Origin of the sequence: Providencia sp. PROV109 (assembly GCF_033681625.1) — a bacterium.
Taxonomy (GTDB): domain Bacteria; phylum Pseudomonadota; class Gammaproteobacteria; order Enterobacterales; family Enterobacteriaceae; genus Providencia; species Providencia hangzhouensis.
The window spans coordinates 1,958,306-1,983,553 of the sequence record NZ_CP096320.1 but is presented as its reverse complement, the minus strand read 5'-3'; the positions used below and the strand labels follow the sequence as shown (position 1 = coordinate 1,983,553).

Below are 25,248 nucleotides of genomic sequence, written 5' to 3'. Positions count from 1 at the left end.
CACTATGTCATTTTTTCGTTTTCTGATGCAGGATGTTTTATCTGAACCAGCCATTCTTGTTGGTCTAATCGCACTTATTGGTTTGATCGCACAGAAAAAACCCGTCACTGAATGCATTAAAGGCACCATTAAAACCATAATGGGTTTTGTGATCTTAGGCGCTGGTGCTGGCTTAGTTGTCAGCTCTTTAGGTGATTTTTCCGCTATTTTCCAACATGCTTTTGGTATTAATGGTGTGGTACCAAATAACGAAGCTATTGTTTCTATTGCACAAAAAAGCTTCGGTCGTGAAATGGCAATGATTATGTTCTTTGCGATGCTAATCAATATCTTGATTGCTCGCTTAACACCATGGAAATTTATATTCCTCACTGGGCATCATACGTTATTCATGTCCATGATGATAGCAGTTATCTTAGCTACCGCTGGAATGGAAGGAACTCTATTAGTCACTGTTGGCTCACTGATTGTTGGCTTTTGTATGGTATTTTTCCCAGCAATTGCCCACCCTTACATGAAAAAAGTGACAGGTTCAGATGATGTTGCGATTGGGCATTTTTCAACGATTTCTTATGTCCTAGCAGGGTTCATTGGAAGCAAATTCGGTAATAAAGAACATTCAACAGAAGACATGAATGTCCCGAAAAGCTTACTATTTTTAAGAGATACACCTGTCGCTATCTCTTTCACCATGTTCATTATTTTTATCATTACATGCTTATTCGCAGGCGGTGATTTCGTTCGCGAAGTCAGTGGTGGTAAGAATTGGTTCATGTTCTCATTAATGCAATCCATTACATTTGCTGCAGGCGTATACATTATTCTGCAAGGTGTACGTATGGTTATTGCAGAAATCGTCCCTGCGTTTAAAGGTATCTCAGACAAATTAGTCCCTAATGCGAAGCCTGCTTTAGACTGCCCAGTGGTATTCCCATATGCACCAAACGCCGTATTAGTCGGATTTTTAAGTAGTTTCGCTGCCGGTGTTTTGGGAATGTTCGTTCTGTATGCATTAAATATGACGGTTATTATTCCAGGCGTTGTACCGCATTTCTTCGTAGGTGCTGCTGCCGGTGTTTTTGGTAATGCAACAGGCGGTCGTCGTGGAGCTATCTTGGGTGCATTTGCTCAAGGGCTGCTTATTACCTTCCTACCAGTATTCCTATTACCTGTTCTTGGGGATATTGGTATTGCTAATACTACATTCAGTGACGCTGACTTTGGCGCAATCGGAATTTTATTAGGCATTATCGTCCGCTAAAACAGAACTCCCCATGGCAAATTTGCTAGTGGGGAGTTTTTTTACAACGCCCCTACTTTCCCAACCAAGCACCATCCCTAAATAAGAATTCCTGTAATAAAATTAAATCATCAGGTGTTACGTGGATCATACCTTCACCAGGAACATCAATTTCTGCAATCATAAATAGAGCCAACGTGGTTAATGACGGCAATATGAGTATCAACCAATTTTTCCCTTTTGTCCCGCGTATATTGTAACCAATAAGAATATTTGAACAGATAGCAAAAAAGATCAGTAAAAACCAAGTTGCATTTGGAATTTGGTGTCGCCAACTTGCCATCGTTTTTTGTTGAGAAAGATAAAGGTCGCTAAATGCACTGAGTACAGAAGCCACAATAGGGTTTGGTGTTTGACTTGCTTCTTTTACCGCGATTTCCCATAATTGACTCTGCTTTTCCAAAGAAGTCATCCGCCATTGGTTATTTTCGTCACTGATACCTGACTTAAAAAACTCAATCCGAGCTTCCAAGTATTGTTGAATAAGCTGAGAGGCTTTTCCTCTATCATCAGTGCTCAATAACTGTGCTCTCTGATATGCCGTACCAATAGCAATAGCTTCATTTTCTTCTGTTTGCTGACGGTTGTTATAGCCATTAATCGAAATTGATAAAACAAACCCTATCAATAAACCCAATAAAGATAAAATCGCCCCTAAAATAATTTTAGCTTCATCATCCGTCGCTTCTTCGTGGGCTGATTTACGCTTAAAAATATATTTACCAACGTAGGCAGAAATAACTAACAAGATAAATGTGATAACAAATAAAAGAATGGAATCGATTGGAGAATCATTGATCAACTCAGAAATATTAAACATCGTATAAACTCATGAAATTTATTTCCTGATGATATAACACAACTGCAATACAATTATCTAGACAGTACTATTTTTTTGCTAAATTTCAGATAATAACAACAATCAGGCATCATAATACGACATCCAATTAGCTAACAATAAAGCACAACCCCCCTAATACAGAATTCACTCACTATATTTACCTTAAGTTGATTATCAAAATATATTTTCATTACATTTTTTCGAAATAACCCCTAATTTTCATGATTAAATCAGGTGAGTTCTCATCCAATATATCAATATGGTGCCGTTTAAATAGTGCAGCACAGACACCCATACCGACTTTTAAAGTGCCATCAAACTGACCATTATAGATATGCTGACTACCGCACGAGGGGCTATTACTTTTGAGTACAACTAATCTCACATTCATTAATTGAATTTTTTCTAAAGCAATATACGCACCACGAATAAATTCTTGAGTGACATCGATATTATCGCTTCCGACCACACTAGCTCGCCCAGCGAGTACATCATCACCATTTCCCCCCATTATTTCTGCAGATGCTCTCGGTGTTGGTAACCCGCCAAAAACTTCAGGACAAATACTGATGACCAGACCATCCTCATAGAGTTTTTTCAAAGGAGTATATAGTTGATGCTTCCCATCATACCTTACACAATACCCTAACAAACAAGCGCTTACTGCAATCATAACTAATCCTATTAATAGACCTGACTTTTTAAGGTATTTTTCATGGTTATATTAGACAATAAGTTTACAAAATACTTCGCGCTAATAGTGCTCGTAGAACAAATAAAAACGCTTACAGCTTCATAGATCTGTAACTTGTGGCTGTTTACACCCATAACGCGGACTAAACTTATCTTAGTTTATTGACAATTAAAACGGAGACCTGTATTGTCCTTGTTTATAAATAGATGCTTAGGAAATTTAAATAAATGGCACACATTACTGTCAGTGTTGAATATGGTATCCATTGTCTACTTTGGTTTGTTGATAATCCCGAACGCTCTCTTAGCAGTAGAGAACTTGCAGAGCTACAAGGCATCTCTCCAAGTTTTCTAGCAAAAATTTTACCTCGGTTAGAAAAAGCAGGGATCGTGAGTTCGAATGAGGGAATTAGAGGTGGATATCGATTAGCATTACCCCCTGAAAAAATCACATTTCTATCTATAATTGATGCTATAGAAGGTTATAAACCGCTTTTCGAGTGCCAGGAAATACGACGCCGCTGTGCTGTTTTCGAAGAAAATGGTCTACCACAATGGGCCATTTCAGGTACCTGCTCCGTACATAAAGTCATTCTTCAAGCCGAAAATGCCATGAGAGATGTATTAGCTAACCAAACCCTCGCTGATGTGGCGCAGCGTCTATGTCAAATCGCCCCTAATAGTTTTTATAGAGATGTAAACTCATGGATGGATCAAAAAATTGAAGCTAGAACAGTGCGTTCGAGCAAAGGAGGTCGTGGTAAAACATAACATATAATCCGATAACCATAAATTATATCGTTTGTACCTAATTTTAATAACATCTTCACTGGTGCGGTTTTTTATTATTTAAAATTTGCAACTGAGCATTTAAAGTTAAACTCCAAAGGAATTCAATAATGACAGCTAAAATTGTTATTGCAGGATCTGGTTTTGCTGGCTTCTGGGCAGCTATTTCAGCAATGCGGGTAATTTCACAAGAAAATAAAGAAAATAGCATCAAAGTTATTTTAATTTCACCAAGACCGAATCTCACTATACGGCCGCGTTTATATGAAGCAAAGCTGGATAATATATCCCCTGATATTTCAAAGCAGCTAGCTGCCGTCGGTGTTGAATATATTGCAGGTGAAATCCAGAATATCGATACAGATGCAAAGTTATTAACCGTTAATCTAGCTAATGGCAACCAAACTACGTTAGTCTATGAGCGCTTTATTCTGGCAACTGGTAGCCAATTAAATGTACCTCCCGTTCCTGGATTTGATAGGTATGGCTTTGATGTTGATTCATTAGAAACTGCACATCGTCTTGAAACACATTTACAAGCACTAAAGAACAAACCGGAAACTTTAGCTAGAAATACCGTTGTTGTCGTCGGTGGAGGATTAACAGGCTTAGAAAGTGCTGCTGAAATGCCAGCCCGACTAAAAGCAATTCTTGGTGAAACAACAGAGGGCCGAGTATTTATAATTGACTCAGAATCCACTGTGGGAGCAGGAATGGGAGCCGAAATTTCACCTGTAATTCAACAAGCTCTAACTGAATGCGGCGTTGAATTGCGTGCAGGATTACGCGTCAAAGCAATAAGTCATGATGGAGTTACTCTGTCAAATGGTGAATACATAGAGTCAAATACTGTCGTATTGGCGACAGGAGTAAAAGCGAGTTTTCTAACAGAACAGATTCGTGGTGAACGTGACGCTAGTAATAGGATTATCTCGGATAATTATTTACACGCACAAGCTGTCTCAAATGTTTTTGTAGCAGGAGATACTGTCAAAGCTCCCACAGATAATCAAGGAAATCATAATTTAATGACTTGCCAACATGCTCTAAGTTTAGGTCGTGTTGCAGGGTATAATGCAGCAGCTGAGCTATTAGGTCTTCCATTACACCCTTATAGTCAACCTAAATATGTAACTTGCCTTGATTTAGGGGCTTGGGGTGCTCTTTATACCGAAGGTTGGCATAGGAAAATACATCATATTAAACAGGAAGGAAAAAAGATAAAGCAAGAAATTAATACCAAGTGGATATATCCACCTGAGTTAGAAAAAAATGAGTTATTTGCTATCGCTGCTCCGGATTATGTCATCGTTCCTTGAGATAAAGATAAAAATTAATATATTCAAATAAATCAGAGTAACCACATAAAAATACAATGAGTATGATTTGTATTGCTTTGTATCGTTTATTTTTTAATACTAATACATAACTAAATATTAATAAGGTTTCAATATGCATATTAAAAAAGTTATATTTGCTTTTTCATTAATTACTTTTGGGGCTGTATCTCAGGCCCAAGTTATTAATAATAATAATCCTTTAAAATATAGGCATTTTAAAACAGATTATACTACTATGCTCGAACTAGCGAATAAAGAACGCTTACCTTGGAGAGTCTTCTATGAAAGTCCTAGCGAGGGCGCCAATGCCGAATGGTTTGATGCCGTAAAGCAGGGAGATTTAGATAAAGTAAAACAGATGGTTACTGAGGGGCAAGATATAGAAGCCAAAGACACTGGTAGCTTAGACCAAACGGCTCTTGGATGGGCGGCCTTTATTGGCGATGAAGCAATGGTTGATTATCTTATCTCGCAGAATGCTAATCTTTGGGCAACCGATACAGGTGACGTATATAATGTACTAAAATCAGCGGTGCTTGGTAATAATGTCAATGTTGTAAAAAAAATTCATCATCTAATGAAAAATGAAGTAGATTTGAATAATCAACAAATTGAAAGTGATGGTGAAACATTAGTCATGATAGCCGCGAGTAATAATAGAATGGAAACGGTTAAATATTTATTATCGCAAGGAGCAGATATTAACCGGAGCACAACGACTGATGATGTAACCATGTTTTCTTATGACCAAAGTGCATTAACTTATGCATGTAAGAATAATCTTCCAGAAATGCAAAAATTCCTTATTGATAATGGAGCTCTAAATCATCGTACTGGTAAACCATCTTGTGATTGATTTATAGAAATATAGGGTAATAACAGAAAATTTTGCGTCAATCATGTAAAAATTATTTTCAGTAGCTCAAGAAAAGTATGTATTGTTAACATTCCTATGCATTTAAGTGAATATTCTAAAAAAGATATTGTATCACTTAGCATAATAAAAAGAGAGTATTGAGCGTACCCTTCCATAAATTGAATGGCCTGATTCCGGTTCAATATCGAAATCAGGCCTTATAACCCGTTGACTAAAAGTGCATAACCTTATGTGGTCACCTCAAGCTTAATAGAACGAGCTTTAACTGCGGTAATTCTTTTAATTAATATTACTGGCTATTACGCATATCCATAATCATTTTACCATCGTAATCTGCACCAACAACAATATTAGGTACCTCACCTTTATATTTATGAGCTTTAATCTGCTCAATCTCTAACTGTTTCCAATTGATCATTTCATGGGTAATAGTACGTTGCAATATCGCATTCGCTTCAGCTTCTTTCTGAGCAGCATACAATTTTGCATCTGCTTCTTGGCGCATCGCAAATGAACTTGCTTGTGCGTTACGTTCTCTGGCGATGGCTTGTTGTTCAGCAGACTCTCTTTCCGCTTCAGCAATAACAACCTTTTTCTGAGCTAATTCACGCTCTTTTTCTGCCTCTGCTTTTGCTTGGTTGATTTGCTCTTGGCGCATTTTGGTATTAACCACTTGCTCTTGTACAACCTCAGGCAAAGTAATATCTTGGATCATGATTTCTTTTATTGTATAGCCATAAGGAGAAGCATACCCTTGAATAGCATCACGAATAGATTCTTGTAATTTTCTTTGTGTATCTGCAGTATAAAGATCTTGTGCATTAGCAACATCTTTACCAAATTCTAAAATCGTTGAGATCAGCTTTTGGCGTACATATTTATCTAAAGCTTCGCTTTCTGTACCACCATTAATACGTAATACAGGAGCTTTCGCACCATCAAATTGAAGCATTACCGTAATATCAACAATAGATTTTAATTTATCTTGCGAAGGTACTCTTAGCTCTTTTAGTGATACTCGAATATCTTTTGTTGAGTACGTATCAAATGTTGTAAACGGATTAATTGGAAAATGTAAACCTGCATCATAAGCAACTGGGTCGACTTTTCCTAAAAATGTCCCCACCTTAACCGAGCCATCTTGTACAATAGTATATGAATTGATCCCTACGAGACCAATAACTAGAAGTAATGCAGCACCGACAACCAATTTAATCATTGATTTAAATTGCATGAGTTAATCCCTATCAAATTAATAATTATAATAAAGCGCCTTATTGTCACCACTTATTTTCTAACTACAAGTCTAATAATCCTAAATTTAAAAGCACTAAATCTGCTGTTTCTATTTTGGTAAAAATGAATCGCTGAGCCATTACAGATAATTTTGTTATAAACCTAGTTTTATCCTTTTAAATTATTAGTGCTTATTTTCAATCATAAAACACAGGTATGATTATTTATAATCACTCTCTCGATCAGTTTAAATAACATTCACTCCATCAAAAAGCCAAATTTGTATTATTTTAAGCCAATATAATGATAAAAATTAGAACATAGTTTCAATTAATGGTAAATGGAATTATTGCGATCTTGATCACTGTTGTTTTTAATTGATTAAATATAATCATAATGACTAAAATAAATCATGGCGGAGAAAACCATGCAAATAAAAAAATCGATTGAACGTATACCTGGTGGCATGATGGTTGTGCCATTAGTACTCGGTGCCCTAATCAACACCTTTGCTCCTCAAGCCCTCGAAATCGGTGGCTTTACAACATCACTGTTTAAAAATGGTGCCCCTGCTCTTATTGGTGCATTCTTGCTTTGTATGGGTGCAGGAATTAGTTTTAAAGCGGCGCCACAAGCTTTATTACAAGGAGGTACAATTACCTTAACAAAACTAGTCGTTGCGATTGCTCTTGGTCTAGGCGTCGATTATCTCTTTGGAATGGAAGGGATTTTTGGTTTAACTGGTGTTGCAATTATTGCAGCAATGAGCAATTCAAATGGTGGCTTATATGCCGCTTTAGTTGGGGAGTTTGGTAATAAACGAGACGTTGGTGCTATCTCAATTTTATCTCTTAATGATGGGCCTTTCTTTACCATGATTGCGCTAGGCGCAGCTGGTATGGCAAATATCCCTTTAATGGCATTAGTTGCAGTTCTTGTTCCGTTAATTGTTGGCATGATCTTAGGAAATCTAGACCCACATATGCGCGATTTTCTAACAAAAGGTGGGCCAATATTAATTCCTTTCTTCGCTTTTGCACTAGGCGCAGGGATCAACTTAGAAATGCTATTACAAGGTGGACTCGCAGGTATCTTGCTCGGTGTGCTGACTACGTTTGTTGGCGGCTGGTTTAATATTCGAGCAGACCGTCTAGTAGGAGGCTCAGGTATCGCAGGCGCTGCTGCCTCAAGTACCGCAGGAAATGCTGTAGCAACACCACTCGCTATCGCACAAGCCGACCCATCCTTAGAGGCTATCGCGCTTTCTGCTGCTCCTTTGATTGCTGCATCCGTGATCACCACCGCTATTCTAACCCCTATCCTGACCTCTTGGGTTGCTAAACGCCAACAAGCAAGACAACCCCAACAAACTGAAGAGTAAGGAGTTATTTATGAAACTATTAGTTATTGCGGATGACTTTACAGGGGCAAATGATACCGGTGTTCAATTTGCTAAAAAGCATGCGCGCACAGAGATACTTCTTGATAATACACAAAAACATTCTTGGTTTGCTGATGTCGTTGTGCTTAATACAGAAAGTCGTGCATTAAATGCACAAGTTGCTTCAGAAAACCTACGAAATAGCCTGAAACCTTTTTTATCTCAGAAGGATAAACCTGTCATTTATAAAAAAATTGACTCAACATTTCGCGGTAATATCGGGGCAGAAATAGAGACAATTATGTCAGAAACAGGCTTAAAACTTGCTATTGTTGCCGCAGCTATTCCTGCGGCAGGACGTGTAACGTTAAATGGTGAATGTCTCGTTCATGGAAAAGCACTTATTGAAACTGAATTTGCTTCTGACCCTAAAACACCAATAGTTTCATCACGTATCCAAACTATTCTCCATCAGCAGACTACCCTGCCCGTTATTGAAGTGAATCTAGACCAAATACGTTCAGGGCGATTCGCAACATGGTTACAAGCACAAGCGCCAACGCAAGGCAGTATCATCGTCACGGACGCTGAAAATGATGAAGATTTAGCACTAATTGCTGAAGCCGTATTTTCAATAGATCGACCTTGCCTACTCGTTGGAGCTGCGGGCTTTGCAAATGCATTGCCTGAGAATATTTTCATGGATAAAAAGCAAGGGCTACCGTTATTTATTGTCGCTGGCTCAATGAGCAGCGCAACAATTGAACAGGTAAACTATGCACAAACACATTGTGATGCCAGTGTCATTGATGTTGATGTCACACAAGTACTTGCAGCCACTACACAAGATAACTACATGGCTGCGCTCATCAAAGAAATTAGTCAAACATTAAACCAACAAAAACACACCATCATACGAACCAGCCGAGATGTGCAAGATAGGCATCATATTGATGACCTATGCAATACCTACGGTATGACTCGTAATGAATTGGGGAAAAATATCAGCGACTTTATTAGTTTGCTGACCTTAAATACGCTGTCTGTTGCCAGCATCGGGGGACTTTTTTTAACAGGTGGAGATATTGCGATTGCGGTTGCCAATACTTTGGGAGCAAAAGGTTATCGAATTCAATCTGAGGTACTGCCATGTATACCTTGTGGCACTTTTATTGACAGTGAAATTGATGACTTACCCGTGATCACCAAAGCGGGAGGGTTTGGTCAAATAACCACTTTATGCGAAGCCATCAAATATATTGAGGAAATTTATTGTGAAAAATAATGTTGTTGCTATTACCATGGGAGATCCTGCAGGTATTGGCCCAGAAATTATCGTCAAATCCCTTGCAGAAGGTGAACTGGCAGGAGCCTCTGCCGTTGTTATCGGTTGTGCATCAACAATGCAGCGATTAATTAAATCAGGGGTAGTTCCTCAGATAAAAATCAATGTGATACAAAATATCAAAGAAGCTCAATTTTCAGCGGATACCATCAATATTATTGATGAACCCCTAGCCGACCCTAGCGCACTTATTGCGGGGAAGGTCCAAGCTCAAGCTGGTGACTTAGCATTTCGTTGTATTAAACGTGCGACTGAACTAGCTCTCGCAGGTGAAGTGAAAGCGATTGCCACTGCACCTTTAAATAAAGAAGCATTGCACCTTGCTGGGCACAACTACCCAGGTCACACTGAACTACTTGCCCAGCTAACCAATACCAAAGATTATGCCATGGTGCTTTATACCGAAAAATTAAAAGTCATCCATGTCACAACACATATTGCATTGCGTAAATTTTTAGATACATTAAATAGCGAGCGTATCATAACCGTGTCTCGTATCGCATCAGACTTTTTAAAACGCGTTGGCTATGAAAAACCACGTATTGCGATCGCAGGCGTTAATCCTCATGCTGGGGAAAATGGTTTATTTGGTGATGAAGAAATCGTATATTTACAACCAGCTATAGAACAGGTAAGGTCTGAAGGTATTAATGTTTATGGCCCTTGTCCTCCAGATACTGTATTTTTACAAGCCTATCAAGGGCAATATGATATGGTCGTTGCCATGTATCACGACCAGGGTCATATTCCTTTGAAATTATTAGGTTTTTATGATGGTGTTAATATCACTGCGGGCCTTCCGTTCTTGCGCACTTCAGCCGATCACGGAACCGCATTTGATATTGCTTGGACGGGTAAAGCAAATCCTGAAAGTATGGCCATCTCACTTAAACTTGCGATGAATGTAGTATAACTAATGAGCACAATGGATAGATTAGATTTAATACTTGAGTATCTTAAACAGCATAACCTCGTCACTGTTGAAGAACTAGTACAAGCATTATCCGTGTCAGCGGCCACTATCCGGCGTGATCTCATTAAACTTGATGAAACTGGGGTTATCTCTCGCACGCATGGCGGTGTAACCCTAAACCGTTTCATTCCTGTTCAGCCCACTACGTCCGAAAAAAACCAGCGTAATCTAAGAGAGAAACGGGCTATTGCGAAAGCGGCAGCCCGTTTAATTGAACCAGGTAGCACGGTTCTACTTGATGCAGGAACAACCATGCTTGAGCTAGCGCGAGAGCTCACTCATATGCCCCTGCGTGTTATCACCTCTGACCTCCATATTGCCCTTTTTCTTTCTGAATTTAAACAAATTGAAGTCACAATTGTTGGTGGAAGAATTGACGATAGTAGCCAATCTTGTATTGGTGAGCATGGGCGTGTTTTATTACGTAGCATTTATCCTGATATCGCATTCATTAGTTGTAACTCTTGGAGTTTAGAAAAAGGAATTACAACACCAACAGAAGAAAAAGCAGGTCTAAAACGTGACCTAATAACAAATGCTACACGCTCTGTTATGCTTGCTGATAGTAGTAAATACGGTAAATGGTCATTATTTCGTGTCGCTCAAATAGACGAATTGACAGATATTATTACAGATAACCAACTTCCACTCGATATTCAGCAAAAATTTATAGATTCTTGTCGTACTAATCTAATATTGGTTTCCACAAATGCCACTTAATGCTATTGAACTTGATTTCTTTATAAAATAAAGTAGCTCAACCTTCCAACCAAACCGCACCAAACATTGCATTTCATCTGACAACAAAATATGTAAGGAACCCCCATGAGCGAACTGAGATTAGCTTATAACAATTTATCACCTGAAGCTTATAAAGGGCTTATTGAATGCAAAAATGCATTGGATAAAAGCGGGTTAGGTAAAGAACTAATAGAGCTTGTTTATTTAAGAGTTTCACAAATCAATGGCTGTGCATTTTGCCTAGATATGCATGCAAGCTCATTACGTTCAAATGGTGTCAGTAACAAAAAAATAGACACACTCGCTGGCTGGCAGGTTAGTCATCATTTTAATTCATTAGAGCGCGCTGCATTAGCTTGGACCGAAGCTGTCGTTAATATAGCTACCAGTGGTACATCAGATGCTCTCTTTAATGAATTAAAATACCATTTTTCTGATGAACAAATTTCTGATTTAACTATCGCTATTGGTTTAATGAGTGCCTTTAACCGTATAGCAATAGCACTGAGACAATAGTAAAAATTTGTATAAAAAAAGCTTGCTACCTTTATGGCAGCAAGCTTGTAAATTCTACTTTTAACACTATTTTTCTTCATCACGTAATGTTAAAACTTCATACCCATCTTTAGTGACTAATACCGTATGTTCAGATTGAGCAGATAATTTTTTATCTCTTGTTACGACCGTCCAACCATCTTTCTTTGTTTTAATTTTCATCCCACCCTGGTTAATCATTGGCTCTATCGTAAATGTCATTCCTTCTTTTAATTCAACCCCTTTCCCTCGTACGCCGTAATGAAGAACTTGCGGATCTTCATGCATTTCACGGCCAATACCATGCCCACAATATTCGCGTACGACACTGTAACCTTTAGATTCCGCATAATGTTGAATAGCGGAACCAATATCACCCAATGTCGCACCCGGTTTAACTTGTTTTATTCCTTCCCACATAGCAGCATAAGTATCTTTAACTAATTTACGTGCTAGTGGTGAAGCTTCTGGCATTACATACATTTTACTTGAATCAGCGATAAAGCCATTTTTCTCTAGCGTAATATCAACGTTAATGATGTCTTTTGCTTTTAAAATTTCATCTGTTTTTGGAACACCATGACAAACGACTTCATTCAACGATGTATTCAAAACATATTGGTAGCCATATTGCCCTTTACTAGCAGGCCTTGCTTGTAATTCATTAACGATATAGCTTTCAACTTTATCATTAATCTCCATTGTGGAAATACCCGGTACAATAAATGAATCCAACATCTTAAAAACGCTAGCCAAAAGTCGTCCAGACTCACGCATCAGTTCAATTTCTTCTGCTGTTTTAATTGTAATATTATTCATGAACTTTTCCTTTTAATTCAATTGACTCTTTTTCTAACATTTCATTGACTAACATAGTAAATGTCTTATTCGGGTTTAGTTCAGCTTGCATACCAATTTTAATCCAAAACTCTGCCTGTGAATTAATCGAACGGGACATAACCTGGCTCGCATGACGCAGATAATCATGCAATTCATCTGAAATTTTTACGATACCCAAAGCAACCTCAACAATATGATGTGTATACAAATCATGTATAGATCATATAACAGGAAGATGATGATTCAAAGCATTCACGTTTTGTATAGCACAAAGCGCATGAAAAACAGCCCATAAATACTACTTTAAGTTGCTTAAGTTGATTCCGCCGTCAAAGTATTTGAATCGTTGATCCGCTATCATAAATTCCGAAAAATGTAATGATTATACGTAAATTAGCATTATTTTGATTAACTCGGCCATGTGCTGGTTTAACTGCCGTACTATTAATAAACTAATGATCCGATTACAACATGAGCTCAATAAATAAAAGCTGGAGAAAAACATGTATAATAAAATTTTAGTTCCTATTGATATAACAGAAAAAAGCTTAGCACATTTAGTTATGGCCCATATTCAATACCTTGCTGAATATGAAAAAGCACATATTCATTTTTTGGCAATTATTCCTACTGTTCCTTTCTATACCACAATGGGATTTGGTTTTGCTGAAAAAGCGGATAGTGAACAAGAAAACGTCACGAAGCAGCTCGCTGAAATAATTAAAGAATTTAATATTCCAAATGATAAATACAGTGCTCAAGTTTTAATGGGGACACCAAGAGATGAAATCTTACGTGTTGCAGAGGAAATTTCTGCTGATTTAATCGTTATTGGGTCAAGGCGCCCAGGTATGTCCACATACTTTTTAGGTTCAACAGCATCAATGGTTATTCAAAATTCAAAAATTTCTGTTTTGACTGTCCGATAGCCGCTATTAATTATAGTAATCTAGGTAGCCTATTATTGGGTTACCTTGTTTTTTCGTGTTAATCTTACATACATGGATTATTCACTCCACTAAGCTATGTATTGCAGATTTATTTTTCACTCAAGGAATGTAATGAAAAAACACTTACTCTGGATCAGTATTAGTATCAATATAATTTTAGCTATCGCTTTAATTACAGTTATCTACTCGTTTTTAAATATGAAAAATCAGGTGATGACTATAGTTGAGCAAGCAAAGTCAGGAAAGTATATCGAGCAAGTACAACAGCATACGAAACAACTTATTCCAAATACTCTTAATGAACTAAAAATCTTAGAAACGGGTGGCAACTCGTGTGACCAGTTTTATCAAAAAGTCGATGTAGTTATTGAATACTTACATAATAATCCAGAGATTATTGGAGCACAAACCTACACCGAACAATTATCTTCAGTAAAAATGGCCATTGATAAAACCCCGATTGTTTTAAAAAATAAAGCTTGTAAGAGTGGAGTTTCAAGTATTAATTATATCATTGAGGCACTACAACCGGATGAGCCATAATTGGCTCATTTATTAACAACATTAGAATGCTCAACATCCAACCAGCTGATAAACTGGGCTAAATATTTCAAAAATTCCTCATCAGCAAAAGGCTCTATACTTTGACGTAAAAAATAATTTATTTCATTTTGTCGTTCTGGATAATATTGAACGAATTTTTGTATATATTCAAATAATGTTTCTGGCCAGTCACTATCATTTTTCCAACGTAATATATTGGTGGAACGAATAAGCTTTCTCGATGCCGCCCGATATAATAACTTTAGCTCAGAGTCATCATGACAATGATTAATTTGGTCGATATAACCATTCAATACATTAACAAAATCGCCATTAACTGCTTCTGCTATTTCTCGCGAAGGAACAAATTGGCTAAAATGTGTTGCTAAGTCATCTCCATAAATGCAACGGCAATGATGCTTAATCCAATATCCCCAACTATATAGATTAACCTCACTCATCACATCCGTAAGAATACCAATATCAAAATCAATTTTGCTTACCTCAATGTGATTAACTGTTAATTGAACTTGTATTTCATTCAATCTGGTTGTTTCTAATTGAGTAAGGGCACCACATAATACAATGCATAGATCCAAATCTGATTGCTGTGGCTTCGCACAGCCTTTTGCAACACTACCATACACATAAATGCTATGGAGCTTGTCTTTTAATATGCAACTCAGCCAATAAATAGATTCTGTTATTATTGACTGAAATTCTGGTTGAAACGGCCTCTCTTCAGGAACAGAAATATACTTATAATCTTTTAACTTCATAACCACCTAACTCTCAAAAATAAGTGTTTCTGTTTGTACTAACCATTCATAGTAGCCAATAACCTCGCGACCATTTAACCAACGAGACAACATATCTAATATTAACATTACACTGACTTCTTGTTTTTCTTTCTGTGAATGATTATTTGGTAAATAATGAATTCTCTGCGCATAACACATATCTGGTGTTGATAGAGCAACGTTTAAATATTGCTCATTATATTCGCCAACCACTAAACCAATAGATAGAGGATGATTAATTGCTATATTTTGAGCTCTTTGCGCTAAAATTTTCAATGTTTGTTCCACGTCAGATGGCAAAATTTGACTGGAAGAAATAGCGATCCCCGCTGAATCTAATGTCCAACTTAACAGCCCTGCGCTAAATTGTTCACTGACTATTATTTGTAATTTCCTTTCTCTTAGGGATTTGCCAATTTTTTGCGCTAAACCTTCTGTCCCTTCAAATATCAAGTTGTCCCCTACTCCTTGCTTCACTAATTGCCAATCTCTTTCCATCAATTCTTTTTGTGACGCAGGTCCCGTTAGCTTTAATTCAATAATAGGCATTGAAGAACGATAGCCTAAAACACAGTTTTCAGGTAAAGGTAAGCTATCAAATTGCTTCGCAAGACTACTTTCACTACGGCCAAAACTGGTTAGGCGTAAACAAACTGGTGGCTCTGGCAATGTAAAATGTGCTCGTAACCTTGGCAAAATTTGCTCATTCACCATAACCTTAAATTCAGAAGGAACACCAGGAGTAAAAAAAATCAGACAATCATTCAAGACTAAAGAAAAGCCACAAGCCGTTCCTACAGGGTTATCAATTAATTCAGCATTTTCAGGGAGTAGTGCTTGTTTACGATTCGTTTCAGGCATAACCCGCCCTCTGGCAATAAAATAACGCTCCATGGCTTCAACCCACTGAGAATGTTCAACTAATGGAACTCCCGCAGCTTTAGCCGCCGCCAAGGCGCTTAAATCATCACTTGTTGGCCCAAGCCCGCCGTTAACAATGAGAATATCTGCAGATAAACTACGCTCAAGGAAAGTAGCGACTAAACAATCTAAATTATCACCAACCGTTGTTCTGCTACTCAAAGGGAGACCTTGTTGAAAAAAACAGTCTGCCAACCAAGCGGCATTTGTATCAATTATTTGTCCGTGTAAAACCTCATCGCCGGTACTCAACATTTCAACAACTAACATCTATGACTCCCTGATTATATAAATCACATTAACTGACTAAATTACCTTATTATCAAGATGACTAACATCAATTTTTATTCACCTAAGTTCCCCTTTTAAAATATCCAGAACTCATTAAAAATAAATGGTTTAGGATAATTCTCACCCTATGTGGTCATAAAAAGGCTATAGTTTTATATGCAATTGAATCCATTATTTTTTCACAGCAATAATAGAGGCTACATGTTCAAACTAAAACCAATTAAATCTGTTGCATTATTTTCTTTAGTTTTATTAGTTTCTGGGTGCCAACTTGGAGGATCTCCAAATTCTAATTCAAACTCAGATTCAAAATTTGGAGATTTAAGTGAATTAAAAAAAATAGACTTTCCTTCCACAGAGGCACCTAAAGGTATTTCTGAAGGAGCATTTGAAGTTGAGTACGATAATGGTCAGCCAAAATTTAAAACATGGGTATCTAAAGGATGTTTTGATAAATATATCAAAACCTACTATGAAAATGGCAAGCCTGAATCCCATATTGAACTCAAAGACTGCAAGGTACATGGAACTGTCCGCACTTACCATGAGAGTGGCCGTAACGATATCGAAGTCAACACACTGCAAGGTAAATTATCAGGGCCATTTATAATTTATCACGACACACCTAGTAATAAACCCAATATTACGGGCACATTTAAAAATGAAAAACTCGTTGGAATAGTGACCGAATTTGATGAAAATGGAACGGTTATTTCTAAAGCTCTCATCCGCGATGGTGAAATTACCGTATTGCAATAATTCAACTAACAAGATAAAACAGATGCGTATGATTTACAAAGATAGCTAAAAATAGAAACCCGCAAGTAGCGGGTTTCTATTAAGTTGAAAATGAAGACGAATATAACTACATTAACTCTTTCACTTCAAAATTCACTTCACCGCTGAGATCAGCATCATAATCAACACCATTTAGGCCAAAGCCAAACAGACGGAGAAACTCAGCTTTATAGCCTTGGTAATCCGTTAATTCATTGATGTTGTTATCATTAAGCTGCTGCCAAATTTCACGGCATGTGTTTTGTACGTCATCACGCAATTCCCAATCATCTAAACGTAGACGATGTTTTTCATCGGTCTCTGGCACTGCGTCATTGAATAACTTAGTGGCAAATAAGCGTTGAATTTGTTCAATACAGCCTTCATGGATCCCTTTTTCTTTCATAATCTTAAAGACAATAGAGATATATAACGGCATGACAGGAATTGCAGAGGAAGCCTGTGTTACAACAGATTTTAATACAGCAACATACGCTGCCCCACCCTTAGCTTGCAATTTTTGATTGATTGCATGAGCCGCACGGTCCAAATCTTCTTTTGCTTTACCCAATGTACCATGCCAATAAATTGGCCATGTTAAATCCGTACCAATATAAGAATAAGCCACAGATTGTGCGTTATCGGCTAAAACACCCGCTTCATCTAACGCATTCATCCACAGTTCCCAGTCTTGGCCACCCATGACTTTCACTGTATCTGCGATTTCCTGTTCATTGGCGGGTTCAACAACAGCTTCAATCAACACATCTTTGTTGGTATCCAGCGCAACAGATTTGTACGGTTCACCAATAGGTTTCAAGGCTGAACGTACAATTTCACCTGTTTCAGGCATTTTACGCACTGGTGATGCCAGTGAATAAACCACTAAATCAATTTGGCCTAAGTCTTGTTTAATCAAGTCAATAACGGTTTGACGGCATTCATCAGAAAAGGCATCACCATTAATGCTTTTTGCATACAGGCCTTCTTCTTTCGCTGCTTTGTCAAAGCCGGCGGAATTGTACCAGCCCGCAGAACCTGTTTTACTTTCACTGCCTGGTTTTTCAAAAAATACACCAATGGTAGCGGCTCCGCTGCCAAATGCGGCGTTGATACGAGAAGCCAGACCGTAACCGGTGGATGCACCAATAACTAAAACTTTCTTAGGGCCATTTTTCAGCTCGCCACGTGATTTCACGTAGGCAATTTGCTCACGAACATTGGCTTCACAGCCTGCTGGATGAGCTGTAGTGCAGATAAAACCACGAATTTTAGGTTTGATAATCATAGTAATTTTTTCTTGGTAGCTAACAATCAAGGTCTAATATACCTGATATTATCCATTTACTTAAGACAGAGTGAAAATAAATAGGGTGAACAGACCAGTTTATTGGTTACTTTCCCACTAATTACCTATTTTAAATCATTGAGAGTTTCAATAACACGGCGTAATAAATCTAACTCTCGCTCAAGGTTAGTTGCTTTCTCTCTAGGATAATGACCATATATTTTTGTGACGCCAAGGCGACTATCATTATAGCACTCATCACCCCAGCAAATATAAGACATTGAAATATAATTTTTTAAATATCTGCTGTTGAGATTAAGGAACGTATCATCATGTTCCCAGAGCAACCCTATGACGCATTTGGGAAATACTGCCAGATATTAAAGAACTCATCCAGAGGTAAAGGATATGCCTAAAACCATTACCAAGAGAAACAATAAACAACCATAACCTGTACTAAATAATTTGCTAGCCGCTTATTGCGGCTTAGGGGGGATTAAATTATGTATAACCATCACTGAGTAAACAATATCTTTTTTATTGTGAATTTTGCGAAAATGGGCATTACTAACAATACCGACCATAATCTGCATGCCATCTTTCTCATAAACCCGCTTAAATGGTGTTGTTTCGTCATCAGATATTTTATCTAAGAAATAAACATTTCGTTTATAGCGTTCAATTGTTTGCTTTGGCAAACCATATACTTCAAACATTTTCTGGTTAATCGCATCATACTCAGCCAAAATGACTGATTGGTCACGGCTATCTTTTCCTTGGGAGGAAACGAGCATTAGAGTATTTTTTTCCCGAGAAAACATCAATAAAAACAGTTTATTTGCTATTTGAGGAGAGTTTGCTGATGAACATAACGCACCTCCTTCTTGAAACTCAGTACATTGCAATCCTTTTAACTGTAATTTTTTTATATCATTAGGGGTTTGCCCCCACTTAAACCCATAAGGGGCATCTAGCTTTTTCGTTGTGCAGCCAGAAGCGAGTACGAGTATTAACGTAAACAAAATTCCTTTTATCATCACTTCTCAAATTCCAATTAAGTCATCTAATTTGATACTATCAAAAATGAATAATTAATCAAAAATTAACTTTTCTATCATCATATTAAATGACTCGATTGATTTCTGTACCGTTAAAGCTGCCTTACTCTTCTTTGTTCTCCTGTTGTTTAGCCTCTGCCATAGCAATTTCTTTCAACCAATCTGCTAATAACGGTTTTGTTTTTACTGTATCTAATAACGCTCGTTCATGTTTAGTTAATCGTACAACTACAACTTCAGTTTTCATGTTAGACATAGCCTGATCCTCTTTAAGAATCAGAATAGTGACACAAAACACTAACAGAACGGTCTGACTTACGGTTTTTTACACGAATTTCGCGTTAGTTGACACAATCAAAAATACTTATGCTATTTCAAAAGAAACACATTGAATATAAAGAATAAATACACCTAATTAAACGACATCAGTTCAGCAGATACTAAATATTTGAAGGGAGTTAGATACAAAAAAACCACCTAAAGGTGGTTAATTGCTAATTTTAATAATTTCTGATTAAAATTGAGATGGTGCCCAGGGCGGGACTTGAACCCGCACAGCCTAAAGGCCGAGGGATTTTAAATCCCTTGTGTCTACCGATTTCACCACCTGGGCTAAATTGTCTTTCTCAAAAACTTGGATAAATTATTAATCTACCCGACTAACCCATGCATTTAATAAAACACATTGTGATTAGCTAACTTAAAATAAAACACTTAATAGCGTTTAATTACTTTAAGATGGTGCCCAGGGCGGGACTTGAACCCGCACAGCCTAAAGGCCGAGGGATTTTAAATCCCTTGTGTCTACCGATTTCACCACCTGGGCTAAATTTTGGAGGCGCGTCCCGGAGTCGAACCGAGCTACACGGATTTGCAATCCGGTGCATAACCGCTTTGCTAACGCGCCTTATCCGAATTTCTTTCGAAATTTGGAGCGGGAAACGAGACTCGAACTCGCGACCCCGACCTTGGCAAGGTCGTGCTCTACCAACTGAGCTATTCCCGCGTAAAGCTTCACTTTTCAGCTTATGCTTTTCAAACTGGCTGATTTACTTATTTATTTTCGTAAACCATGTTGCCGTTCGATGCGTTGCATTCTACTGATTTCACCTATCGAGTCAATACAATTATTGAAATAATTGGATCGTTCGCTGTTTTTTCAATCATTTCGATCACGCTTCGCTCAAATCACCCCATGCAGCCTTTAAATATTGGAACATTGACCAAAATGTTAAGATAGCTGCAACATACATTAATGCGATTGAAAGGTTTTCAATCAATGGCGTTGGACGCCACAATAAACCGACCAGTGACATCATCTGAGCAGTGGTTTTAAATTTACCAATCCAAGAAACAGCCACACTACTACGTTTTCCTATCTCTGCCATCCATTCACGTAAAGAAGAAATGATAATTTCACGTGCAATCATGGTTGCTGCTGGCAAAGTCACATACCAAACATCGTAACTTTCAGTGACTAACACTAACGCTGTAGCAACCATAACTTTATCAGCAACAGGATCTAAAAAAGCACCAAACTTTGTAGTCTGCTTCCACAGTCTTGCTAAAAAACCATCAAACCAATCAGTTACCGCTGCGATAACAAAAATAAGCGCGCATGCAAACGGCCCCCAAGTAACAGGGAGATAAAAGGCTAATACAAAAAACGGTATTAGGATGACGCGAAATAATGTCAACCACGTTGGTATGTTTAATTTCATCACGCTCACTAACTTTTTGACCAAGTTGGATATTATGAATATGTTGCCCTAAGACACTCACTGTTTCAATGCATTATAAATCTTTTCTGCAAGGGCGTATGAGATCGAGGGCACTTTTGCGATTTCTTCTATACTTGCATTACGTAAAGGTTGTAACCCGCCCATATATTTTAGCAACATCTGCCGACGTTTCGGGCCAACCCCCTCAATTGACTCTAATGCACTCGTACTTTTGACTTTTGCTCGTCGTTGTCGATGCCCCGTAATCGCATGATTATGTGATTCATCTCGAATGTGTTGGATTACATGCAAAGCTGGGGAATCAGGTGGTAATGAAAAACCTTCGCCTTCTGGTTTTAAAAATAAGGTTTCAAGCCCCGCTTTACGGTCGCTACCCTTTGCAACGCCAATCAGCAATGGGTGTTTTTTATCCCAATCAACCTCTAGTGAATTAAACACATCCCTTGCCTGCCCTAATTGGCCTTTACCCCCATCAATAAAGATAATGTCAGGAACTTTGCTTTCATCAATGTGTTTACCATAACGCCGTGTTAAAACTTGATGCATAGCCGCGTAATCGTCTCCAGGGGTGATCCCTGTAATATTATAGCGCCGATACTCTGATTTCACCGGGCCCGATTTATCAAACACAACACAAGAGGCGACTGTTTGCTCCCCCATCGTATGTGAAATATCAAAACACTCCATACGATTAATGTTTTCTAAATTAACCACTTTTGCTAGTGCTTCCATACGTTGTTGCACCGTCGAGTGTTGCGCTAATTTTGTTGAAAGCGCAATTGATGCATTCGTTCTCGCTAATTTTAAGTAACGAGCCCTCACACCACGTGGCTGACTTTGAATATGAATTTTACGTCCCGCGATCTCAGAAAGAGACTCAGCTAATAATTCTTTTTCTGTTAATGCAAAATCTAATAATATTTCGCCAGGTAGAGTTCTATTTTCACTTCCTTGCAAATAAAACTGACCTAAGAAGGTTTGAACCACTTCCTCAAGCTGTGTATCTGCTGGAATTTTAGGGAAATAACTGCGACTACCAAGGACTTTGCCTTGACGAATAAAAAGTACATGCACGCAAGCAAGACCAGATTCAAAAGAAACACCAATAACATCTAGGTCATCGCTATCACCAGATACATATTGCTCTTCCGTGACAGCTCTTACCGCTTGGATTTGATCTCTAAAACGCGCTGCATCTTCAAAGCGTAGTTCTAAACTTGCCTTTTCCATACGGTCAACTAAACCAGCCAAAACTTGTTTATCTTTACCCGTTAAAAATAAACGTACATATTCCACTTGTTGATTATAGTCTTCATCGGAAACCAATCCTTTAACACAGGGACCTAAGCAACGACCAATTTGATATTGTAAACAAGGCCTTGAGCGATTTCGATACATGCTATCTTCACATTGACGTATCGGAAATAACTTCTGCATTAACGCTAATGTTTCCCTTACCGCATAAGAACTCGGGAAAGGGCCGAAGTACTCGCCTTTGGCATGTTTCGCCCCCCGGTGCATCGAAATTCGAGGATGAGTTTCACTGCTTAAAAATAGGTAAGGATAAGATTTATCGTCACGTAACAATACGTTATAACGTGGCTGGTACAACTTAATATAGTTGTGCTCAAGTAATAGCGCTTCTGTTTCAGTATGAGTCACCGTCACATCAATAGAGGCGATTTGCTTTACCAACTGCTCTGTTTTGCGGCTACCCACATTTTCACGAAAATAACTTGCTAAGCGTTTCTTAAGATCCTTTGCCTTTCCTACATATATAACCGTTTCCCCAGCGTCATACATACGGTATACACCAGGTTGATTAGTAACTGTTTTTAAGAAAGCTTTCGGTTCGAACTGTTCTGACACTCGAGTAAACCCTGTTTTGCTGTGATTAAACCATAACTGATAGCTATATGAGTTAATTCTACATCACTACAGATATTAAGTTTACTAAACATTCGATATCGATAGGTATTTACTGTTTTAGGGCTTAAGGAAAGTGACTCCGCTACCCGTTTTATAGGCATTCCCTGAGTGATCATTAACATGATTTCTAACTCACGCCCCGATAATAAATCATATAAATCTTGTTGATTACTATAAACTAACCGCTGTAGAGCAAGGTCTTGGGCAATATCCGGCGATATAATTTTCCGTTTAACACTTACAATTTGGATAGCTTCAATAATGTCTTCTTCTGTCACATTGATACTCAATAAACCGAAAATGCCAATATCTAATGCTTTTAAAAAAAATGCAGGGTTATTTCTTACATTGTAAATAATGATCCCAACATCTGGTTGAGTTCGACGTAATGTCTGGATTGTTTTTAGTGAGTCATAACGAAAACTATCACTACTGATTAAAATCATATTTGCTTTTTGGCATCTATTCCATGTAATCACGTGTTCTAGTGATGAAAAAGAAGCAACAATTTTATAACGTATTTGACGTGAAAAAATAGCCTCAAAACCACGAATTACAATATTACTGTCGTCAATTATTATAATATTAATCAATTAATACTCCTATTGGATTTTAAACCTAATAGTGAAAAATAATAAATGAATAAATAAAAAAGTCATATACACTTTTTTATTTATTTTTGTTTTATTAAAAATAAATAAATTATAATTTACATGAATGAATTATGGGTATTAATAATTAAAGGCCACTTTATTGAGTGGCCTTTATATTAAGAATAAAATGATATGTTATTTTTTTCCAACTAAACGACAAATGGTTTCTGATACTAAGTAGCTTTTCTCAAAAGAGCTGATTGGTAAAAACTCAAAACATGAGTGGAAATTAAGTGCACCAGTAAAATAATTTGGGGTTAAGATACCTCTTGCTGATAAAGCAGAGCCATCCGTACCACCGCGCATTGGGATCACCTTAGGTTCAACCTCTTGAATTTTCAATGCATCAAAAATTAAATCAATCGCTGTACAGTCATCTCCTAATGAGTCGCTAATATTGCTATACACATCTACAATGTTGCACTCAATTTTTGCACGCGGATGACGCGCTTTTATTAACTCAATCGCTTGTTTTATAAAGTGTTTTCGAGCTGAAAAACTATGACGGTCAAAATCACGGATCGCCATTTTAATTTTAGCATTATCAGGATTTGCTATTAAATCTGTCACATAAAAGTAGCCTTCGCGATGCTCTGTATGTTCTGGGGTATCAAAACGATCAAAGCAACCAATAAAATCATGAGCTACACGAATAGGATTCAACAATACATTCTTAGCTGACATAGGATGTGCGGTAATACCTTTAATTGAAACTTCAATAGAAGCAGCATTAAACGTTTCGTACACAACCTCACCAAGAGCACAACAGTCAATGGTATAAGCAAAATCAACGTTAAAACGAGATAAATCCATAATTTTAGAACCGCGTAGGCCAATTTCTTCGTCGGGTACAAACGCAACGTAGATATCCCCACAATCAAAATCGGCATATTGCAGCTTATTCATTAATTCCATGACAACCGTTACAGCAGCTTTATTATCTGCGCCAAGTACGCTAGTTCCATCACTAAAAATAATCTCTTCACCGATATAAGGTGCAGCTTCAGGGTGCTCATCTGATTTAAACCAAATATTTTCTTTTTCATTTAAACATAAATCTTTGCCTTCATATCTTAAGGTTTGAGGCTTAACGATGGGAGATAACCCAACATCAACAGTATCTAAATGAGTCACAAAACCTATTTTTGGCGCTGAAGGCTTATTGCCTGGGCGCATTGCATATAAGATGGCATGGTCATCGATATAAACATCTTTCAAACCATAACTTTCAAGCTCTTGCGCTAATAATTTTGCCAGCTCACGTTGCCCTTCTGTGCTTGGAACAACCGTGCTTGCTGCGTCACTTTGGCTTTCAATAGCGAGATAGCGGTAAAAACGCTGCTCTAATTGCTTACCTAATTCGTTCATTTTATATTCCTTGCATTAACTATATTTACCCTACCTAT

26 protein-coding genes and 4 tRNA genes are annotated in these 25,248 nt (G+C 37.7%); 12 read left to right on the top strand and 18 right to left on the bottom strand.

Annotated features, from left to right (window positions below):
- Window positions 1–4: 4 nt before the first annotated feature.
- Window positions 5–1,261: a PTS ascorbate transporter subunit IIC gene (locus M1F25_RS09060; RefSeq protein ID WP_036958647.1), complete on the top strand. Its 1,257-nt coding sequence runs from the start codon at window positions 5–7 to the stop codon at window positions 1,259–1,261.
- Window positions 1,262–1,313: 52 nt separating this feature from the next.
- Here M1F25_RS09060 and M1F25_RS09055 read toward each other — a convergent pair whose 3' ends face one another.
- Together M1F25_RS09055 and M1F25_RS09050 are read right to left on the bottom strand one after the other, a co-directional pair.
- Window positions 1,314–2,120 carry a DUF4239 domain-containing protein gene (locus M1F25_RS09055; RefSeq protein ID WP_004263474.1) on the bottom strand — a complete coding sequence of 269 codons (807 nt, stop codon included), beginning with the start codon at window positions 2,118–2,120 and terminating at the stop codon, window positions 1,314–1,316.
- Between the two features lie 211 nt (window positions 2,121–2,331).
- Window positions 2,332–2,814, bottom strand: a complete 483-nt coding sequence (locus tag M1F25_RS09050; protein WP_004263471.1) for a DUF523 domain-containing protein — start codon at window positions 2,812–2,814, stop codon at window positions 2,332–2,334.
- A gap of 248 nt (window positions 2,815–3,062) precedes the next feature.
- Between M1F25_RS09050 and M1F25_RS09045 the strand changes: the two genes are divergently transcribed.
- The 3 genes from M1F25_RS09045 to M1F25_RS09035 all read left to right on the top strand — a co-directional run bounded on the left by M1F25_RS09045 (window position 3,063) and on the right by M1F25_RS09035 (window position 5,819).
- Window positions 3,063–3,605 carry an RrF2 family transcriptional regulator gene (locus M1F25_RS09045; protein ID WP_004263467.1) on the top strand — a complete coding sequence of 181 codons (543 nt, stop codon included), beginning with the start codon at window positions 3,063–3,065 and terminating at the stop codon, window positions 3,603–3,605.
- 128 nt (window positions 3,606–3,733) lie between these two features.
- Complete coding sequence (locus tag M1F25_RS09040) at window positions 3,734–4,942, top strand: NAD(P)/FAD-dependent oxidoreductase (protein WP_094961231.1); 1,209 nt, start codon at window positions 3,734–3,736, stop codon at window positions 4,940–4,942.
- Between the two features lie 133 nt (window positions 4,943–5,075).
- A complete protein-coding gene (locus M1F25_RS09035) occupies window positions 5,076–5,819 on the top strand; it encodes an ankyrin repeat domain-containing protein (protein ID WP_172412226.1) in 744 nt (247 codons plus the stop codon).
- Between the two features lie 310 nt (window positions 5,820–6,129).
- Here M1F25_RS09035 and M1F25_RS09030 read toward each other — a convergent pair whose 3' ends face one another.
- A complete protein-coding gene (locus M1F25_RS09030; RefSeq protein ID WP_094961230.1) occupies window positions 6,130–7,074 on the bottom strand; it encodes an SPFH domain-containing protein in 945 nt (314 codons plus the stop codon).
- Between the two features lie 429 nt (window positions 7,075–7,503).
- Between M1F25_RS09030 and M1F25_RS09025 the strand changes: the two genes are divergently transcribed.
- The 5 genes from M1F25_RS09025 (at window position 7,504) to M1F25_RS09005 (ending at window position 12,032) form a co-directional block, all read left to right on the top strand.
- Window positions 7,504–8,457, top strand: a complete 954-nt coding sequence (locus M1F25_RS09025) for a 2-keto-3-deoxygluconate permease 1 (protein ID WP_094961229.1) — start codon at window positions 7,504–7,506, stop codon at window positions 8,455–8,457.
- Between the two features lie 10 nt (window positions 8,458–8,467).
- Window positions 8,468–9,742, top strand: a complete 1,275-nt coding sequence (gene dtnK, locus M1F25_RS09020; RefSeq protein WP_094961228.1) for a D-threonate kinase — start codon at window positions 8,468–8,470, stop codon at window positions 9,740–9,742.
- A gap of 16 nt (window positions 9,743–9,758) precedes the next feature.
- Window positions 9,759–10,715, top strand: coding sequence for a D-threonate 4-phosphate dehydrogenase (locus M1F25_RS09015; RefSeq protein WP_036958696.1), 957 nt, complete (start codon window positions 9,759–9,761; stop codon window positions 10,713–10,715).
- 3 nt (window positions 10,716–10,718) lie between these two features.
- Entirely contained in the window at window positions 10,719–11,495 is a 777-nt protein-coding gene (locus tag M1F25_RS09010; protein WP_036958646.1) for a DeoR/GlpR family DNA-binding transcription regulator, read from the top strand.
- Between the two features lie 105 nt (window positions 11,496–11,600).
- Window positions 11,601–12,032, top strand: a complete 432-nt coding sequence (locus M1F25_RS09005) for a carboxymuconolactone decarboxylase family protein (protein WP_094961227.1) — start codon at window positions 11,601–11,603, stop codon at window positions 12,030–12,032.
- Window positions 12,033–12,098: 66 nt separating this feature from the next.
- Here the strand turns inward: M1F25_RS09005 and map are convergent, their stop codons facing one another.
- Both map and M1F25_RS08995 read right to left on the bottom strand, forming a co-directional pair.
- Window positions 12,099–12,869 (bottom strand): type I methionyl aminopeptidase, encoded by a 771-nt coding sequence (gene map / locus M1F25_RS09000; protein WP_004263445.1) that lies wholly within the window; start codon window positions 12,867–12,869, stop codon window positions 12,099–12,101.
- Complete coding sequence (locus tag M1F25_RS08995; protein ID WP_036958645.1) at window positions 12,862–13,068, bottom strand: ParD-like family protein; 207 nt, start codon at window positions 13,066–13,068, stop codon at window positions 12,862–12,864. The genes map and M1F25_RS08995 overlap by 8 nt, the downstream gene beginning before the upstream one ends.
- 325 nt (window positions 13,069–13,393) lie before the next feature.
- Here M1F25_RS08995 and M1F25_RS08990 point away from each other — a divergent pair, with 325 nt between their 5' ends.
- Entirely contained in the window at window positions 13,394–13,819 is a 426-nt protein-coding gene (locus tag M1F25_RS08990; protein WP_004263436.1) for a universal stress protein, read from the top strand.
- Between the two features lie 132 nt (window positions 13,820–13,951).
- The gene (locus tag M1F25_RS08985) at window positions 13,952–14,383 is read left to right on the top strand and encodes a hypothetical protein (protein ID WP_094961226.1); all 432 of its coding nucleotides are present in this window, start codon (window positions 13,952–13,954) and stop codon (window positions 14,381–14,383) included.
- Window positions 14,384–14,388: 5 nt separating this feature from the next.
- Here M1F25_RS08985 and M1F25_RS08980 read toward each other — a convergent pair whose 3' ends face one another.
- Both M1F25_RS08980 and M1F25_RS08975 read right to left on the bottom strand, forming a co-directional pair.
- The gene (locus M1F25_RS08980; RefSeq protein ID WP_181489597.1) at window positions 14,389–15,162 is read right to left on the bottom strand and encodes a nucleotidyltransferase domain-containing protein; all 774 of its coding nucleotides are present in this window, start codon (window positions 15,160–15,162) and stop codon (window positions 14,389–14,391) included.
- Between the two features lie 6 nt (window positions 15,163–15,168).
- Complete coding sequence (locus M1F25_RS08975) at window positions 15,169–16,374, bottom strand: nicotinamide mononucleotide deamidase-related protein YfaY (RefSeq protein WP_136134999.1); 1,206 nt, start codon at window positions 16,372–16,374, stop codon at window positions 15,169–15,171.
- Between the two features lie 222 nt (window positions 16,375–16,596).
- On the opposite strand from M1F25_RS08975, the gene M1F25_RS08970 reads away from it, so the two are divergent.
- Window positions 16,597–17,154, top strand: a complete 558-nt coding sequence (locus M1F25_RS08970) for a toxin-antitoxin system YwqK family antitoxin (RefSeq protein ID WP_094961278.1) — start codon at window positions 16,597–16,599, stop codon at window positions 17,152–17,154.
- A gap of 106 nt (window positions 17,155–17,260) precedes the next feature.
- Here the strand turns inward: M1F25_RS08970 and fabV are convergent, their stop codons facing one another.
- The 11 genes from fabV to pepT all read right to left on the bottom strand — a co-directional run bounded on the left by fabV (window position 17,261) and on the right by pepT (window position 25,210).
- Entirely contained in the window at window positions 17,261–18,460 is a 1,200-nt protein-coding gene (fabV, locus tag M1F25_RS08965; RefSeq protein ID WP_094961223.1) for an enoyl-ACP reductase FabV, read from the bottom strand.
- A 476-nt stretch (window positions 18,461–18,936) separates the two neighbouring features.
- Window positions 18,937–19,497 (bottom strand): hypothetical protein, encoded by a 561-nt coding sequence (locus M1F25_RS08960; protein WP_094961222.1) that lies wholly within the window; start codon window positions 19,495–19,497, stop codon window positions 18,937–18,939.
- 124 nt (window positions 19,498–19,621) lie between these two features.
- Complete coding sequence (locus tag M1F25_RS08955; RefSeq protein ID WP_036958643.1) at window positions 19,622–19,774, bottom strand: hypothetical protein; 153 nt, start codon at window positions 19,772–19,774, stop codon at window positions 19,622–19,624.
- 270 nt (window positions 19,775–20,044) lie between these two features.
- Window positions 20,045–20,131, bottom strand: a tRNA-Leu gene (locus M1F25_RS08950).
- Window positions 20,132–20,257: 126 nt separating this feature from the next.
- Window positions 20,258–20,344: transfer RNA gene (locus tag M1F25_RS08945), tRNA-Leu, on the bottom strand.
- Window positions 20,345–20,351: 7 nt separating this feature from the next.
- A tRNA-Cys gene (locus tag M1F25_RS08940) sits at window positions 20,352–20,425 on the bottom strand.
- A gap of 23 nt (window positions 20,426–20,448) precedes the next feature.
- A tRNA-Gly gene (locus M1F25_RS08935) sits at window positions 20,449–20,524 on the bottom strand.
- Window positions 20,525–20,690: 166 nt separating this feature from the next.
- Window positions 20,691–21,239 carry a CDP-diacylglycerol--glycerol-3-phosphate 3-phosphatidyltransferase gene (gene pgsA, locus M1F25_RS08930; RefSeq protein WP_004263394.1) on the bottom strand — a complete coding sequence of 183 codons (549 nt, stop codon included), beginning with the start codon at window positions 21,237–21,239 and terminating at the stop codon, window positions 20,691–20,693.
- A 57-nt stretch (window positions 21,240–21,296) separates the two neighbouring features.
- On the bottom strand, window positions 21,297–23,129 hold the full coding sequence (gene uvrC / locus M1F25_RS08925) for an excinuclease ABC subunit UvrC (protein WP_004263390.1): 1,833 nt from the start codon (window positions 23,127–23,129) through the stop codon (window positions 21,297–21,299).
- On the bottom strand, window positions 23,096–23,782 hold the full coding sequence (locus M1F25_RS08920; RefSeq protein WP_110591578.1) for a LuxR C-terminal-related transcriptional regulator: 687 nt from the start codon (window positions 23,780–23,782) through the stop codon (window positions 23,096–23,098). Before M1F25_RS08920 ends, uvrC begins: the two co-directional genes overlap by 34 nt.
- Window positions 23,783–23,977: 195 nt before the next feature.
- Window positions 23,978–25,210 carry a peptidase T gene (gene pepT / locus M1F25_RS08915; RefSeq protein ID WP_112307465.1) on the bottom strand — a complete coding sequence of 411 codons (1,233 nt, stop codon included), beginning with the start codon at window positions 25,208–25,210 and terminating at the stop codon, window positions 23,978–23,980.
- Window positions 25,211–25,248 lie beyond the last annotated feature (38 nt).

Bases quoted from the DNA above. Each gene is read 5' to 3' on its own strand.
- M1F25_RS08960 (WP_094961222.1), bottom strand. From the start codon at position 19,497: ATGATAAAAGGAATTTTGTTTACGTTAATACTCGTACTCGCTTCTGGC.
- M1F25_RS09060 (WP_036958647.1), top strand. From the start codon at position 5: ATGTCATTTTTTCGTTTTCTGATGCAGGATGTTTTATCTGAACCAGCC.
- M1F25_RS09025 (WP_094961229.1), top strand. From the start codon at position 7,504: ATGCAAATAAAAAAATCGATTGAACGTATACCTGGTGGCATGATGGTT.
- pepT (WP_112307465.1), bottom strand. From the start codon at position 25,210: ATGAACGAATTAGGTAAGCAATTAGAGCAGCGTTTTTACCGCTATCTC.
- M1F25_RS08980 (WP_181489597.1), bottom strand. From the start codon at position 15,162: ATGAAGTTAAAAGATTATAAGTATATTTCTGTTCCTGAAGAGAGGCCG.
- M1F25_RS08985 (WP_094961226.1), top strand. From the start codon at position 13,952: ATGAAAAAACACTTACTCTGGATCAGTATTAGTATCAATATAATTTTA.
- fabV (WP_094961223.1), bottom strand. From the start codon at position 18,460: ATGATTATCAAACCTAAAATTCGTGGTTTTATCTGCACTACAGCTCAT.
- M1F25_RS08990 (WP_004263436.1), top strand. From the start codon at position 13,394: ATGTATAATAAAATTTTAGTTCCTATTGATATAACAGAAAAAAGCTTA.
- M1F25_RS08975 (WP_136134999.1), bottom strand. From the start codon at position 16,374: ATGTTAGTTGTTGAAATGTTGAGTACCGGCGATGAGGTTTTACACGGA.
- M1F25_RS09015 (WP_036958696.1), top strand. From the start codon at position 9,759: ATGGGAGATCCTGCAGGTATTGGCCCAGAAATTATCGTCAAATCCCTT.
- M1F25_RS09005 (WP_094961227.1), top strand. From the start codon at position 11,601: ATGAGCGAACTGAGATTAGCTTATAACAATTTATCACCTGAAGCTTAT.
- M1F25_RS09035 (WP_172412226.1), top strand. From the start codon at position 5,076: ATGCATATTAAAAAAGTTATATTTGCTTTTTCATTAATTACTTTTGGG.
- M1F25_RS08970 (WP_094961278.1), top strand. From the start codon at position 16,597: ATGTTCAAACTAAAACCAATTAAATCTGTTGCATTATTTTCTTTAGTT.
- M1F25_RS09045 (WP_004263467.1), top strand. From the start codon at position 3,063: ATGGCACACATTACTGTCAGTGTTGAATATGGTATCCATTGTCTACTT.
- M1F25_RS08955 (WP_036958643.1), bottom strand. From the start codon at position 19,774: ATGTCTAACATGAAAACTGAAGTTGTAGTTGTACGATTAACTAAACAT.
- M1F25_RS09050 (WP_004263471.1), bottom strand. From the start codon at position 2,814: ATGATTGCAGTAAGCGCTTGTTTGTTAGGGTATTGTGTAAGGTATGAT.
- M1F25_RS09055 (WP_004263474.1), bottom strand. From the start codon at position 2,120: ATGTTTAATATTTCTGAGTTGATCAATGATTCTCCAATCGATTCCATT.
- M1F25_RS09010 (WP_036958646.1), top strand. From the start codon at position 10,719: ATGAGCACAATGGATAGATTAGATTTAATACTTGAGTATCTTAAACAG.
- M1F25_RS09030 (WP_094961230.1), bottom strand. From the start codon at position 7,074: ATGCAATTTAAATCAATGATTAAATTGGTTGTCGGTGCTGCATTACTT.
- pgsA (WP_004263394.1), bottom strand. From the start codon at position 21,239: ATGAAATTAAACATACCAACGTGGTTGACATTATTTCGCGTCATCCTA.
- map (WP_004263445.1), bottom strand. From the start codon at position 12,869: ATGAATAATATTACAATTAAAACAGCAGAAGAAATTGAACTGATGCGT.
- dtnK (WP_094961228.1), top strand. From the start codon at position 8,468: ATGAAACTATTAGTTATTGCGGATGACTTTACAGGGGCAAATGATACC.
- M1F25_RS09040 (WP_094961231.1), top strand. From the start codon at position 3,734: ATGACAGCTAAAATTGTTATTGCAGGATCTGGTTTTGCTGGCTTCTGG.